Below are 14,884 nucleotides of genomic sequence, written 5' to 3' on the forward strand. Positions count from 1 at the left end.
CTAAGCTTCATCACGCTGGCACTCGCGAATATTCACGCTGCAGACGCAACAATTCGGGCATTGATGCCCCTGGTGACCGGGTTAACCGAGTTTCCAGGGACGCACACGCCCGCCATGGCCTGCAACGGGAAATCCTGCGAGTATCGCGTGATTACTTAGCGATAACCTTGCGACCGCGGTAGAAACCGTCGGCAGTGATGTGGTGACGCAGGTGTTTCTCACCAGAAGTTTTGTCTACAGACAGGCTGGTGACTGCGGTCAGCGCGTCATGGGAACGACGCATGCCACGTTTGGAACGGGTTGGTTTATTCTGTTGTACGGCCATGGACCTTACTCCTCAATTACTTACGCTTTAAGCTGGCTAATACGGCAAATGGATTTGGTTTTTGTGCCTCTTCAGGCAATTCGCCAAAGACCATGTCCGCGTCGGACACTTCACAGTGTTCAGAATCATGCACCGGAACTACGGGCAGGGAGAGGATAATTTCATCCTCGACCATTGCCTGCAGGTCGATTTCACCGAATTCGTTAACCTCAATCGGCTCATACGCTTCCGGTAGTGCTTCGGCCTGTTCGTCATTTCTGACGGGGCTAAAACAATACGTGGTGTGGACGTGATGAGGGAACGGTTTCCCGCAACGCTGGCATTCGAGGGTTACCGTCACCTTTGCATCGCCAGTGATGACGGCGAGACGCTGGTTATCGATAGCGAACGACATGCTGCATTCCACATCGCTGTCCACGCTGACTACAGAATCGGCTACACGTTCAACCTGATCGCGGGCATAGATGCCTTCGTAATCAAGGCGTTTTTGAGCCGTGCGGACCGGATCAAGAGTCAGGGGTAATTTTACCTTTTGCATAGGGCGCGCATATTAACTTTGTAATGTCATAGAGTCAAAGAAAAAGGCAGCCTCAGGTTGCCTTTTGCCATTTATTCGCACACATTGCGGCGCATAGTTTAAGATGATGCTCTGCGAAGCGCTATATGTGGATGAAAAAATATGTCTGAACTTATCCTCGCGTCAACCTCTCCCTGGCGGCGCATGCTGCTGGAAAAACTGGGCTTACCGTTTGAATGTGCCGCGCCTGACGTTGACGAAACGCCGCTGCCGGAAGAATCCGCGCGTCAGCTTGTCACCCGGCTGGCACAAGCCAAAGCGCAAAGCCTGGCCACCCGCTACCCGCACCACCTTATTATAGGCTCCGATCAGGTTTGCGTATTAGATGGTGAGATCACCGGCAAACCGCACACCGAGGAAAAAGCCCGCCAGCAGTTGAGAAAGGCCAGCGGGACCATCGTCACCTTTTATACCGGTCTGGCGCTATACAACTCCGCCAGCGGCCATCTGCAAACCGAATGCGAGCCCTTTGACGTTCACTTTCGCCATCTCAGCGATAAAGAGATTGAAGGCTACGTCCGCAAAGAGAACCCGCTGCAATGCGCCGGGAGTTTCAAGAGTGAGGGGTTAGGAATTACGCTATTTGAAAGGCTGGAAGGCCGCGACCCGAATACCCTGGTCGGTTTACCCTTAATTGCGCTGTGTCAGATGCTGCGCCGAGAGAATAACAATCCGCTGTTAGACTAAAGGAAAAAAACGGCGGAACTGATTCCGCCGTTATGCTTATTTGCTTTTACGTAGCACCTGTAAACAGTGCTTCAGCTGGTTATCCAGCGGCGCTTCAACGCGCATCACCTCCCCGCTGCCCGGGTGGGTAAACTTCAGCGCCGCCGCGTGCAGGAACAGACGGTTTAAGCCGGTAGCGGACAGCTGCTTGTCGAACTCGCGGTCGCCATAGCGATCGTCAAAAGCGATAGGATGGCCGGCATACTGGGTATGAACGCGGATCTGATGCGTGCGCCCGGTGACCGGGCTGCAGCGCACCAGCGTGGCGAATTCGTAACGCTCTTCCACTTTAAAGCGCGTCTCCGACGGTTTGCCTTCCTGACTCACGCGAACGATACGCTCTCCGCTCTGCAGAATGTTCTTCAACAGCGGGGCCTGCACCACTTTGGTATGCGACTGCCACTGACCGCGCACCAGCGCCAGGTAATCTTTCTGCATGCCTTTATCGCGCAGTTGCTCGTGCAGCGAACGCAGCGCTGAGCGTTTTTTTGCCACCAGCAGCACGCCGGAGGTATCGCGGTCGAGACGATGCACCAGCTCAAGGAAACGAGCCTCCGGGCGCAGGGCGCGCAGCCCTTCAATCACGCCAAAGCTCAGGCCGCTGCCGCCATGTACCGCAGTACCGGAAGGTTTGTTGAGCACCAGAATATGGTCGTCTTCATAGAGGATCACTTCAGAGAGCGCCGCTACTTTCTGCAGATGTGGCGATACCGCCTCTTCTTCACGCTCTGCCACGCGCACCGGCGGGATACGGACTTCATCGCCCGCTTCCAGCTTATACTCCGGCTTCACACGCTTTTTGTTTACCCGCACCTCGCCTTTACGCAGGATGCGATAAATCATGCTCTTCGGTACGCCTTTCAATTGGGTACGCAAAAAGTTGTCGATACGTTGCCCCGCTTCATCAGCAGCGATGGCAATCATTTTTACGGTTGGGGTCTCAGTTTTCATGGTGCGCGATTCTAAATAGCCGGACGCATTAGCGCCACTCATTTTTATATGCTTATATTTATCATTATCCTGTTTTCACGGTTTACCTGTCCGCCATTTTGTTTGTTATTAGAACAATCTGTATGGGCAGGTGATAAAACTGTGAGTAACCGGGTGATAAAAGGTGAAAGTCAACTTGCTATAACAAGGTTAGCAATGGAATAATGAGACCGTTTTCCGTATTGCATCTTGTTAGAACAAGACATTAGCGGAATGACCAATTTTGTCTGACCGATCGCCCACGCAGCAATGGCGTAAGACGTTGTGATCTTTCAGACAGTTAGCGGGCTGCGGGTTGCAGTCCTTACCGGTACAGGCTCTATGGATTTCAAGTCGCAGGAAGGCGTCAACTCCGGGACTCCCGGGAGCTCATCTGGATCCTTTGATCGAGGTGAGCAGGTTAAGCCACCATGCCTGCAACGCGAAAGACGACGAGTATAAATGGAATATTCTCTGGTGATACATCCCAGGCTGTTCCCCTGAATAATTGCGCTGTGTTTCCGTTTGAAACACAGGCGACCGACACTCTGCGCCTCTTAAGCGCGCGACAACCGTGAGGTTGGCGACGTGAACCAGACACGAGGCCATCGGTTTTCCCCCGGAAAGGCATTACTCTGCCCGCAGCTTAGTCGTCAATGTAAGAATAATGAGTAAGTTACGATGAAAAGAATGTTAATCAACGCAACTCAGCAGGAAGAGTTGCGCGTCGCCCTTGTTGATGGGCAGCGCCTGTACGACCTGGATATCGAAAGCCCCGGGCACGAACAGAAAAAAGCGAACATCTACAAAGGCAAAATCACCCGCATTGAACCTAGCCTTGAAGCCGCGTTTGTCGATTACGGCGCTGAGCGTCATGGTTTCCTCCCCCTCAAAGAAATCGCCCGCGAATACTTCCCCGCTAACTACAATGCGCACGGTCGTCCTAATATCAAAGACGTGCTGCGTGAAGGTCAGGAAGTTATCGTGCAGATTGATAAAGAGGAACGCGGCAACAAAGGCGCTGCGCTCACCACCTTTATCAGCCTGGCAGGCAGCTATCTGGTCCTGATGCCGAACAACCCGCGCGCGGGGGGAATTTCCCGCCGTATCGAGGGTGACGATCGTACCGAACTGAAAGAAGCGCTGGCGAGCCTGGAGCTTCCGGATGGCATGGGCCTTATCGTTCGCACCGCTGGCGTCGGCAAATCTGCCGAAGCCCTGCAGTGGGACCTGAGCTTCCGTCTGAAACACTGGGAAGCGATTCAGAAAGCCGCGGAAAGCCGTCCGGCGCCGTTCCTGATCCACCAGGAAAGCAACGTGATTGTCCGCGCCTTCCGCGACTATCTGCGCCAGGACATCGGCGAAATCCTGATCGATAACCCGAAAGTGCTCGAGCTGGCGCGCCAGCATATCGCCGCGCTGGGTCGCCCGGATTTCAGCAGCAAAATCAAACTGTACACCGGTGAAATCCCGCTGTTCAGCCATTACCAGATCGAATCGCAAATTGAGTCCGCCTTCCAGCGTGAAGTGCGCCTGCCTTCCGGCGGGTCAATCGTTATCGATAGCACCGAAGCGCTGACCGCGATCGATATCAACTCCGCCCGCGCCACCCGCGGCGGCGATATCGAAGAGACGGCCTTCAATACCAACCTCGAAGCGGCTGACGAGATTGCCCGCCAGCTCCGTCTGCGCGACCTTGGCGGCTTGATCGTTATCGACTTCATCGATATGACCCCGGTTCGCCACCAGCGCGCAGTGGAAAACCGTCTGCGTGAAGCCGTCCGTCAGGACCGCGCGCGCATTCAGATCAGCCATATTTCGCGCTTCGGCCTGCTGGAGATGTCTCGCCAGCGCCTGAGCCCGTCGCTGGGCGAGTCCAGCCATCACGTCTGCCCGCGCTGCTCCGGCACCGGTACCGTGCGTGATAACGAATCGCTGTCGCTCTCTATTCTGCGTCTGATTGAAGAAGAAGCGCTGAAAGAGAACACCAAAGAAGTCCACGCTATCGTTCCGGTACCGATCGCCTCTTATCTGCTGAACGAGAAACGTGCCGCAGTGAGCGCTATCGAATCCCGTCAGGGTGATGTCCGCGTCATTATCGTGCCAAACGACGAAATGCAAACGCCGCACTACTCCGTCCTGCGCGTGCGCAAAGGTGAAGAGACCTCAACGCTGAGCTATCTGCTGCCGAAGCTGCATGAAGAAGAGATGGCGCTGCCTGGTGACGAAGAGCCGGCAGAACGTAAACGTCCGGAACAGCCTGCGCTGGCCACCTTTGTGATGCCTGACGCACCGCCAGCACCGATGCTGGAAGAGCCTGTTGCCGCCCCTGTCGTCGTCGCAGCGACACCGGCCGTGGCCGCTGCACCGGCGCAGCCAGGACTGCTCTCGCGCTTCTTCAGCGCACTGAAAAATATCTTCTCTGGCACCGAAGAAGAAGCCAAGCCGGTTGACGTTCCGGTCGAGAAGAAAGCGGAAGAAAAACCGGAGCGTCAGCAGGAGCGCCGTAAACCGCGGAGCAACAACCGCCGCGACCGCAACGACCGCAACGACCGCAACGACCGCAACGATCGCCGTGATAACCGCGACAATCGTGACAACCGCGATAACCGTGACAATCGCGACGCCCGTGCGGACAATGCCGAGGGCCGCGAGCCGCGTGAATCGCGTGAAGAAAACCGTCGCAACCGTCGCGAGAAGCAGCCGCAAAACGCAGAAGCGCGTGACGTTCGTCAGACCGTCGGCGATGATGCGGACAAGACCAAATCCCGTGACGAGCAGCAGCCGCGCCGTGAACGCTCCCGCCGCCGCAATGACGACAAACGTCAGGCGCAGCAGGAAACCAAAGCGCAAACGCGTGAAGAGCCGGAAGTGCAGGAGACTGAGCAGGAAGAGCGTGTGCAAACTCTGCCGCGTCGTAAACCGCGTCAGCTTTCCCAGAAAGTGCGCTTTGAGTCTACCGTCGCTGAGCAAACTGCCGAGATCGCGCCTGAGGCCGTTGTGGCTGAAGTCGCCGCCCCGCGCAGCGAGCCGGTGAACGCCGAACTGCCAGCGGTAGTGGAAAGCGTGGTGGACCACGACGAAAACGGCGAATCCCGTGAAGCTAACGGCATGCCGCGCCGCTCACGTCGTTCCCCGCGTCATCTGCGCGTCAGTGGGCAGCGTCGTCGTCGCTATCGTGATGAACGCTATCCGACCCAGTCGCCAATGCCGCTGACCGTCGCCTGCGCCTCGCCGGAGATGGCTTCCGGTAAAGTCTGGATCCGCTACCCGGTCGTTCGTCCGCAGGACCAACTGCCGGAAGAGGTTCAGGTTCCGGTTCAGGACACCAGCGCCATTGAAGCCGTCGAAGCTGTAGCGGCGCCGGTTGCCGTGGTTGAACCCGTCACTGCCGCGCCGGTTACCGTCGAACCAGCTACCATGGAGCCGGTTACCGCTGAGCCGGTGGTCGTCGAACCCGTCGTCGCCGCCGAGCCGGTGATCGTTGATACTCCGGAAGTTGTCGAGCCAGCAGCTGTCGAGCCAGTCCCGGCCGAAGCGCCAGCTGTCGAAGCGCCTCAGGCCATTGCGTCAGTGACGATCGACGCCGAGCCGGTCACGGTTGAACCTGAAGTGGTGGAAACGGCGTCTGTCGTTGAAGCGCCAGTAGAAACCATTGCGCCGGCTGCAGAAACCGAGGTGGAAGCACCGGTGACCGAAGCCGCCCCTACGGCCCCTGTCGAACCGGTCAAAGCTGAAACGCCGGTAAGTCAACCTTTGGTTGTGGCTGGCGATCGCCATGCTACCGCGCCGATGACCCGTGCGCCTGCTCCGGACTATGTCCCGGAAGCGCCGCGCCACAGCACCTGGGTGCGCCCGCCGTTCGCTTTTGAAGGTAAAGGCGCCGCCGGTGGTCATAGTGCGACCCATAAAGCCACCGCAGAACCGACCCGCCCACAGCCCGTCGAGTAAGCGTGCTTAATAAAAAAACCGGCCTCTGGCCGGTTTTTTTATGCGCTTTGCGGACGCTGCATCCCGGCCAGATCCGGCATGATCTCCCGCATCAGGTCAAGGAACTTACGCAAGCGTGTCGGATAATAGCGCGCCCAGGGATAAACCAGATGAACCGGCAGCGAGGCGGGACGCCACTGCGGGAACAGCTCAATCAGCCGTCCGGCGGCAATATCCTCCACGACCGTCCAGCTGGACACCATCGCCACCCCCAGCCCCGCCAGCGCGGTATTTCGCGCGACGTACAGGCTGTCAGTGCTCAGGCAGGGGGTGATGGCCGTCGAGACGATTTGCCCACTTTCCAGATGCCGGAGCCGTACCTCATGCTGATAAAAGGTATTAATGGCGATCCACGGCAGGCCGGATAGCGCCTCCAGCGAGGTTAACGGCGGGTACTTCGCCAGGAGTTCAGGGGAGGCCACCACACAGCGCGGCACTTCCGCCAGCAGCACGGATACCGTGGCTGGATCCACCTCCGCGCCAACGCGGATGGCGCAGTCGATATTATCGCTGAGAAAGTCGACGGTATTATCATTCAGCATCCACTCGACCGACAGTTGCGGATAACGCTGCAGAAATGCGACCAGCGGCGCCAACAGCTGTTGCTGACCAAAAGCATGGGGCGCCCGTACCCGCAGCACCCCCACGGGCTGATCGTCGGCAATACGCAGGTCATCCTCCAGCGCCAGCCAGGCGTCCACGACCTGACGGGCATGGCGATAACAGCGTTCGCCATCGTCAGTGAGCTTCATCGCATGGGTCGTGCGCAGGATCAACTTCACCCCCAGCAGTCCTTCAAGGGACTGCAGGCGGCGGCTGACGGTCGCCTGGGTGGTATCCATCTGCCCCGCGGCGGCGGAGAGTGAGCCGGCCTCTATAATACGAATATAGGTGCGCATCAGCTCAATGCGGTCTATACGCTCCTGTCTTTTCATTTTTCTTTTGCCTATACGTGCTACGTATAACCGTTTTACCACCAGCCCGGCTACCGCGCCAGCTGCATTCAGGGAAAAATAGCGCCATCGCATCTATGAGGTACTGATCATGACACCGACTTCCCTTTCCACCCGCGACGCAGGTTGGATTATCTTCATTCTCGCGCTCGGCGCCGGCTTTAGCGTTGCCTCTATCTATTATGCGCAGCCGCTGCTGCCGCTGATGGGCGCTAATCTCCACCTGTCGGTAGAAGGAATGGGGCTGGTCCCTACCCTGACGCAGGCTGGCTACGCGCTCGGCATTCTGTTCCTGCTCCCGCTCGGCGACCGTCACGATCGCCGCCGGCTGATCCTGCTGAAGAGCGCAATGCTGGCGATCCTGCTGTTCCTGTGCAGCCTTACCGGCCAGCTCACCTCACTGCTGGTGGCCAGTCTGCTGATCGGCATGGCGGCCACCATGGCGCAGGATATCGTTCCTGCGGCGGCGATCCTCGCCCCGGCAGGTAAGCAGGGAAAAATGGTGGGCACGGTGATGACCGGACTGCTGCTGGGGATCCTGCTCTCCAGGACAGTCAGCGGTGTAGTGGGCGCCGTATTCGGCTGGCGGGTGATGTATCAGGCGGCTGCAGTCAGCGTTGCGCTGATTGGCCTGGTGATGTGGCGGGTCCTGCCACGCTTCGCCATTCACTCGACGCTGAGCTATCCGCAGCTGATGGCCTCAATGGCCCATCTGTGGCAGCGCTATCCGGCGTTACGCCGCGCCGCGCTGGCTCAGGGGGCGCTCTCTGTCGCCTTCAGCGCTTTCTGGTCGACGCTGGCGGTGATGCTCTCAGAACACTATCACATGGGGAGCGCAGTAGCGGGTGGCTTTGGTATCGCCGGTGCCGCCGGGGCGCTGGCGGCACCACTGGCGGGCGGACTGGCCGATAAGTTTGGCGCCGGCAAAGTGACTCAGATGGGCGCAGCGCTGGTCACCCTCTCCTTCGCCCTGATGTTTATGCTGCCGCTGCTCCCTCTGCACGGCCAGCTGGCGCTGATTGCTCTCTCGGCTATTGGCTTCGATCTCGGCCTGCAGTCAAGTCTGGTGGCGCATCAGAACCTGGTTTACAGCCTGGAGCCGCAGGCCCGTGGCCGCCTTAACGCCCTGCTGTTCACCGTCGTTTTTATTGGGATGTCGCTGGGGTCAGTGCTGGGCAGCAAGCTGTACGTGCTGGCCGGCTGGAACGGAGTGGTCACGCTGGCCGTCGTCAGCGGGGCAATCGCCCTGGCGATCCGCCTGCTGGAGAATGCGCGCATCATCGCAGTCGAACGCCGCACATCATAAAAAAACCCGCTTCGCCTGAGGCGAAGCGGGTTTCCTCTTTCCCTCGCAATGGCTTACGCTGTGCGACGGGCAAACTCTTTTACGCGGAAACCCAACACCAGCAGCGTGGCGAAATAAGCCACCACTCCGGCGACCACCACCACCAGCAGGCGCATCAGACGGAACGGCATCGTCCCCTGAGACCACTCCGGCATGAGATGCATGACGCCCAGCAGCGCGGCGGCCATCACCACCACCGCCGCGATCAAGCGCAACAGGAAGGCTAGCCAGCCGGGCTGTGGAGTGAAAATTTTCTGTTTACGCAGTTGCCAGTACAGCAGCGCGGCATTGAGACAAGCCGCCAGGCCGATGGACAGCGACAAACCCGCATGCTTGAGTGGGCCGATAAACGCCAGGTTCATCACCTGGGTCATCATCAGGGTGACAATGGCAATCTTGACCGGCGTTTTGATGTTCTGACGAGAATAGAAGCCAGGCGCCAGTACTTTCACCACGATAAGACCCATCAACCCCACGGAATAGGCCACCAGCGCACGCTGGGTCATCGCCGCATCAAAGGCGCTGAATTTACCGTACTGGAACAGGGCCACGGTCAGCGGCTTGGCGAGGATCCCCAGCGCCACCGCGCTCGGCAACGCCAGCAGGAAGCAAAGTCGCAGCCCCCAGTCCATCAGGCGGCAATACTCGTCATGGTTACCGCTGGCGAAGCTTTTCGACAATGACGGCAGCAGAATGGTGCCGAGCGCCACGCCCAGGACACCTGACGGAAACTCCATCAGACGGTCGGCATAGTACATCCACGACACCGACCCCGACACGAGAAACGAAGCGAAGATGGTATTGATGATAAGGGAGATCTGGCTCACCGACACGCCAAGGATTGCCGGCCCCATCTGCTTCACAACCCGCATTGCACCAGCATCTTTCAAATTAATTCTGGGCAGAACCAGCATGCCAATCTTCTTCAGATGCGGCAGCTGATAGGCCAGCTGCAGCACGCCGCCGACCGTCACCGCCCAGGCCAGCGCCAGCACCGGCGGATGGAAGTACGGCGCGGCAAACAGCGCAAAGCCAATCATGCTGACGTTGAGGAATGTCGGTGCAAAGGCCGGCACCGAGAAGCGGTTCCAGGTATTGAGGATAGCGCCCACCAGTGAAGCCAGGGAGATCAGCAAAATATAGGGGAAGGTAATGCGCAGCAGCTGGGTGGTCAGCGCAAATTTATCGGCGGTATCGGCAAATCCGGGCGCTGTAATGGTGATCACCCACGGCGCCGCCAGCATCCCGATAACGGTGACGATCGCCAGGGCCAGGGTCAGCAATCCGGAGACGTAAGAGACAAATACCCGGGTGGCATCTTCGCCCTGTTTGCTTTTATATTCGGCAAGGATCGGTACAAATGCCTGCGAGAAGGCGCCTTCGGCAAAAATACGCCGCAGCAGATTAGGCAGCTTGAAGGCGACAAAAAAGGCATCGGTCGCCATCCCGGCGCCAAAAATGCGCGCGACAATCGCATCGCGGGCAAAGCCCAGCACGCGCGAAAACATGGTCATCGAACTGACGGCCGCCAGTGATTTTAAAAGATTCATTACGTTATTATTCCAAACCCTGGAGTAAAACGCCCGCAAATGCGGGCGCTGGAAAGTGGCGATAGTCTACCGGGTTCAATATGAATTACTACAGTCAGTTGTTACAACGGATTATTCGCTGATGGCGTCACGCCAGAGCTTATCGACCACCCGCTGAGCCAGCAGCGCCTGTTCGCCTGCGGTTTCCGGAACCGTCTGATTTTGCACGCATTCGATGAAATGACGCGCACAGCCGACAAAACCGCGCTGCTCGAGCGTGGTTTGCCAGCCTGCCACCGGGCGCTGGACCACGCCAAGACCACACTCCTCCTGCCACTCGCGCATCTCGCTCACCGCATATAACCCGCCATCGGTGACCGCCTGCACCCACTCACGCTGGCTTCCGGCACGGCGGTGCATGCTGGTGGTGACCTGCAGCCTGGATGAACTGAACTGGTGTTCGGCATAGAGCATTTCGCCCTGCGGGGTGATCTGCAGCGCGCCGCCGCGCAGGCGCGCCTGGCCGTCAGCCAGCCACAACGCGGTATCTACCACGTGCAGATAATCATCGAGAAGGGTAAAGCGCAGATCGTTGCCTACGCTATCGCTACGGTGCTTATCCATTCGCAGCGAGGCCGCCTCGCCCAGCCGCCCCTTCAGTTCGCGATAGAGTGGCGCAAAGCGGCGATTGAAACCGACCATCAGCGTCAGATGACGCCGGACAGCCAGCTCGACCAGCGCTTCCGCCTCGCTCAGTTTGTCCGCCAGCGGTTTATCCACACAAACATGAACCCCGGCATTCAGCAAGTGATTCACCACTTCATAATGTGAAGCCGTCGACGTATGGACAAAGACCGCATCACACTGCGCCGCCAGGGCATCCAGCGAATCAGCATACGGGATCCGCCAGGTTTCGCAGATGCGCAACGCCTTCTCTTTTCCTGGCGACCAGGCCGCCTGCAGCGTCCAGCTTTCCGCAGCGCCTAACACCGGCAACCACGCTTTCTGCGCGATGCCCCCTAAGCCAACCACCCCAATGCGCAGTCTTGTCCCCACGTTTAGTCCCCCAGATGGTGTAACAGCGAGTCAAGGCGCGCTTTCAACTCTGCCACCTCGCCTTCCAGTGCTTCAACCCGGGCGCGCAGATCGTCATCGTCTTCCAGCGGCGAGAGTGCTTCCACCGTGGTGATCAGCGTGTCCATGTCATCGCAAAACAGATGCATATAGCGGCTTTCCCGTTTCCCCGGCTCCCGGGGCAGACGAGCGACAAAGGGGCCATCTTCGCGTGTCGCCAGCCCTTCCAGCACGCTTTCCACTTCCGCCATATCGCTGAACTCATGCATCCGCTGCGCCCGGCTGCGTAATTCACCCGGCGTCTGGGCGCCGCGCAGCAGCAGCGTCGTCACCACCGCCACCTCGCCGGCGTTGAGTTTCAGATCGCCAAATTCGGAGTTGCAAAAACGCTGCTCATATTTGGTGACCCGATTGCCAAACCCGCTGACCGTGCGCAGATAGTGGCGCTTCACCAGGGTATCCAGCAGCGTCTGGACCTCGCCTTCGCTCAGCGACATCACAGGCTCGCGGTTGGTTTTCTGATTGCAGGCGGTCACCACGGCGTTCACCGACAGCGGGTACTGCTCGGGCGTGGTGACCTGCTTTTCCAGCAGACAGCCAATGACGCGCGCTTCGTGCGCGGTTAACTGATATTTCATCCTCTCTCCTTAGCGCCCTGCTGACCAGTCCGGCGTCGTTAGCGCCGTCAGTACATGGTCACGCCACTGCCCGTCAATCAGCAGATAATCTTTGGCGTAACCCTCTTTTTCGAACCCCAACCGTGCCAGCAATGCGCCGCTGCGCTGATTATGCGGCATATAGTTGGCCATAATGCGATGAATATGCTGCGTGCGCTGCATATAGCGAATCGCGGCGGTCAGCGCTTCAAACATCAGCCCCTGCCCTTGCCACTTTTCGCCAATGGAGTAGCCGAGATAACAGGCATGGAATGATCCGCGAACCACGTTGGAGAAATTCGCCACGCCAACGATCTCTTTTTCCTCCGCATCGAGCAGCGCGAAATAAAAGGCTGACCCCTGCTTATGAAACTCGCCGATCATCGACAGGCGCGCCTGCCACCCGGAGGGGTAGCAGTGGCTGTCGTCACGTACCGGCTCCCAGGGTTTTAAGAATACTTTATTCTCGGCGTAATAATCGGCCAGACGCCAGGCGTCACGATCGTGGACCAGGCGCACCACCAGCCGGTCCGTCGTCAAACGCACCTTCGGCACGTTACTGCGATAGCCAAACATTTCCTTTTCAGTCCCCCTGACTTCAATCTTGCTCTCATCACTATACCTGTCCTGCACGATAGTGTGAAAACAGCAACATACCATTTTCTGCGCCATCTCCTCTTTTCGATGAATAGGCTCAATCGATCTTGCTTTTTGATAAAAAAATATTGTCGCAAGGGTGCTGGGAAAAGCAGCAGATTGCCCGCAGAATATCCTCGCTTATCTCTATTTTTCCCTGGAGGGGAAATGTCCCGCGTCTCGCAGGCAAGGAGCCTGGGTAAATATTTCCTGTTAGTCGATAACATGCTGGTCGTGCTGGGCTTTTTTGTCGTCTTTCCGCTGATCTCCATCCGCTTTGTCGATCAGATGGGCTGGGCAGCGCTGATGGTCGGCATTGCGCTCGGCCTGCGCCAGCTGGTGCAGCAGGGATTAGGTATTTTTGGCGGCGCCATCGCCGACCGCTTCGGCGCCAAACCCATGATTGTCACCGGCATGCTGATGCGCGCCGGCGGTTTCGCGGCGATGGCCGTCGCCCATGAGCCGTGGGTGTTGTGGTTATCGTGCATTCTCTCCGGGCTCGGCGGGACGCTGTTCGATCCGCCGCGGGCCGCGCTGGTGGTCAAACTAGTGCGCCCGCATCAGCGCGGCCGCTTTTTCTCCCTCCTGATGATGCAGGACAGCGCCGGCGCGGTGATTGGCGCCTTGCTGGGCAGTTGGCTGCTACAGTATGACTTCCGCCTGGTGTGCAGCGGCGGGGCTGCGCTGTTTATCGCTTGCGCGGCGTTTAACGCCTGGTATCTGCCAGCATGGAAACTGTCGACGGTGAAAACGCCAGTCCGTGAGGGGCTGGGCAGGGTGCTGCGGGACAAACGCTTCGTCACCTATGTCCTGACGCTGACGGGCTATTACATGCTGGCGGTGCAGGTGATGCTGATGCTGCCGATCATGGTAAACGACATCGCCGGTTCGCCGGCCGCCGTGAAGTGGATGTACGCTATCGAAGCCACCATTTCGCTGACCCTGCTCTATCCCATTGCCCGCTGGAGCGAGAAACGCTACCGCCTTGAGCACCGGCTGATGGCTGGTCTGCTGGTGATGACGCTGGCGATGCTGCCGATTGGCATGACCAGCAGTTTGCAGCAGTTATTTACCCTGATCTGCCTGTTTTACATCGGTTCAATCATCGCGGAACCGGCCAGGGAGACGCTGGGCGCCTCGCTGGCAGATGCCCGGGCACGCGGCAGCTATATGGGGTTCAGCCGCCTGGGACTCGCCTTCGGCGGCGCACTGGGTTACGCGGGCGGCGGCTGGCTGTTTGATGCCGGGAAAGCCGCGGGCCAACCCGAACTGCCGTGGCTGATGCTCGGCGCCATCGGCTTTATCACCTTCCTTGCCCTGTGGTGGCAATTCAGTCCGAAACGCTCTGCCTCCGGCATGCTGGAGCCGCGTACCTAGACCGTACGTCCGTGGTTTCTCCTGCCTTTCAGCCTATTCTGCTGGCATGAAGGGTGCTGACAGGTCATGATGCTTTGTGTCAGGATGAATGATGGTACGAGCTTGAGGAACCCCATGAAAAAGATATTGATCGCCGCGGCGCTGATTGTCAGCGGTCTGCTGAGCGGCTGTAACCAGTTGACCCAATACACGGTAAGCGAGCAGGAGATAAACCAGGCGCTGCAGAAGCGTAACCATTTCACCAAAGATATTGGTCTGAAAGGCGTTGCCGACGCTCATATTGAACTGCAGAACCTGACCAGCGCTATTGGCCGTGAAGAGCCGGGCAAAGTCACGCTGACCGGGGTCGCCAACGTCGATCTGAACTCCCTGTTCGGGACGCAGAAAGCGACGATCGATCTGAAGCTCAAAGCGCTACCAACCTTTGACAGAGACAAAGGCGCTATCTTCCTGCAGGAAATGGAGGTGGTCGATGCCAAAGTGGCACCTGAGAAACTGCAGTCGGTGATTCAGGCTCTGCTCCCCTATCTGAATCAGTCGCTGCGCAGCTACTTCAGCCAGCAACCGGCCTATGTCCTGCGTGAAGACGCCAGCACCGGCGAAGCGCTGGCGAAGAAATATGCCAAGGGCATAGAGGTGAAACCGGGCGAAATTGTCATCCCCTTTACCAATTAATCTCCAGGGCGCTACGGCGCCCTGAATTTTTTACGGAAATGAGTGCAAAGGA

The 14,884-nt window shown here is 58.3% G+C and carries 13 protein-coding genes; 5 read left to right on the forward strand and 8 right to left on the reverse strand.

Going from position 1 to position 14,884, the window contains the following annotated elements; genetic code table 11:
- Positions 1-151 precede the first annotated feature (151 nt).
- Positions 152-325: a 50S ribosomal protein L32 gene (rpmF, locus tag CWM53_RS04665; RefSeq protein ID WP_000290724.1), complete on the reverse strand. Its 174-nt coding sequence runs from the start codon at positions 323-325 to the stop codon at positions 152-154.
- A 16-nt stretch (positions 326-341) separates the two neighbouring features.
- On the reverse strand, positions 342-863 hold the full coding sequence (gene yceD / locus CWM53_RS04670) for a 23S rRNA accumulation protein YceD (RefSeq protein WP_008805983.1): 522 nt from the start codon (positions 861-863) through the stop codon (positions 342-344).
- 141 nt (positions 864-1,004) lie between these two features.
- Between yceD and CWM53_RS04675 the strand changes: the two genes are divergently transcribed.
- A complete protein-coding gene (locus tag CWM53_RS04675) occupies positions 1,005-1,589 on the forward strand; it encodes a Maf family protein (RefSeq protein WP_074386334.1) in 585 nt (194 codons plus the stop codon).
- 36 nt (positions 1,590-1,625) lie between these two features.
- On the opposite strand, the gene rluC is transcribed toward CWM53_RS04675, so the two are convergent.
- Positions 1,626-2,579, reverse strand: a complete 954-nt coding sequence (gene rluC, locus CWM53_RS04680; RefSeq protein ID WP_074386607.1) for a 23S rRNA pseudouridine(955/2504/2580) synthase RluC — start codon at positions 2,577-2,579, stop codon at positions 1,626-1,628.
- A 699-nt stretch (positions 2,580-3,278) separates the two neighbouring features.
- Here rluC and rne point away from each other — a divergent pair.
- Positions 3,279-6,548, forward strand: a complete 3,270-nt coding sequence (rne, locus tag CWM53_RS04690) for a ribonuclease E (protein ID WP_100730510.1) — start codon at positions 3,279-3,281, stop codon at positions 6,546-6,548.
- Between the two features lie 38 nt (positions 6,549-6,586).
- On the opposite strand, the gene CWM53_RS04695 is transcribed toward rne, so the two are convergent.
- Entirely contained in the window at positions 6,587-7,615 is a 1,029-nt protein-coding gene (locus tag CWM53_RS04695) for a LysR family transcriptional regulator (protein WP_165785016.1), read from the reverse strand.
- A gap of 16 nt (positions 7,616-7,631) precedes the next feature.
- Here CWM53_RS04695 and CWM53_RS04700 point away from each other — a divergent pair, with 16 nt between their 5' ends.
- The gene (locus tag CWM53_RS04700) at positions 7,632-8,846 is read left to right on the forward strand and encodes an MFS transporter (RefSeq protein ID WP_100730509.1); all 1,215 of its coding nucleotides are present in this window, start codon (positions 7,632-7,634) and stop codon (positions 8,844-8,846) included.
- 53 nt (positions 8,847-8,899) lie between these two features.
- Here CWM53_RS04700 and murJ read toward each other — a convergent pair whose 3' ends face one another.
- From murJ to rimJ, 4 genes are all read right to left on the reverse strand, one after another.
- On the reverse strand, positions 8,900-10,435 hold the full coding sequence (gene murJ / locus CWM53_RS04705) for a murein biosynthesis integral membrane protein MurJ (protein ID WP_074386338.1): 1,536 nt from the start codon (positions 10,433-10,435) through the stop codon (positions 8,900-8,902).
- Positions 10,436-10,546: 111 nt separating this feature from the next.
- Complete coding sequence (locus CWM53_RS04710; RefSeq protein WP_165784198.1) at positions 10,547-11,458, reverse strand: Gfo/Idh/MocA family protein; 912 nt, start codon at positions 11,456-11,458, stop codon at positions 10,547-10,549.
- A gap of 14 nt (positions 11,459-11,472) precedes the next feature.
- The gene (locus CWM53_RS04715; RefSeq protein ID WP_074386340.1) at positions 11,473-12,126 is read right to left on the reverse strand and encodes a YceH family protein; all 654 of its coding nucleotides are present in this window, start codon (positions 12,124-12,126) and stop codon (positions 11,473-11,475) included.
- A 9-nt stretch (positions 12,127-12,135) separates the two neighbouring features.
- Positions 12,136-12,720, reverse strand: a complete 585-nt coding sequence (rimJ, locus tag CWM53_RS04720) for a ribosomal protein S5-alanine N-acetyltransferase (protein ID WP_008805973.1) — start codon at positions 12,718-12,720, stop codon at positions 12,136-12,138.
- 228 nt (positions 12,721-12,948) lie between these two features.
- Here rimJ and mdtH point away from each other — a divergent pair, with 228 nt between their 5' ends.
- Both mdtH and CWM53_RS04730 read left to right on the forward strand, forming a co-directional pair.
- The gene (mdtH, locus tag CWM53_RS04725; RefSeq protein ID WP_100730508.1) at positions 12,949-14,157 is read left to right on the forward strand and encodes a multidrug efflux MFS transporter MdtH; all 1,209 of its coding nucleotides are present in this window, start codon (positions 12,949-12,951) and stop codon (positions 14,155-14,157) included.
- Positions 14,158-14,271: 114 nt separating this feature from the next.
- Complete coding sequence (locus tag CWM53_RS04730) at positions 14,272-14,832, forward strand: lipoprotein (RefSeq protein ID WP_074386342.1); 561 nt, start codon at positions 14,272-14,274, stop codon at positions 14,830-14,832.
- Positions 14,833-14,884 lie beyond the last annotated feature (52 nt).

The sequence above is a fragment of the Klebsiella sp. A-Nf5 genome (assembly GCF_002810545.1).
GTDB classification, from domain to species: domain Bacteria; phylum Pseudomonadota; class Gammaproteobacteria; order Enterobacterales; family Enterobacteriaceae; genus Klebsiella; species Klebsiella variicola.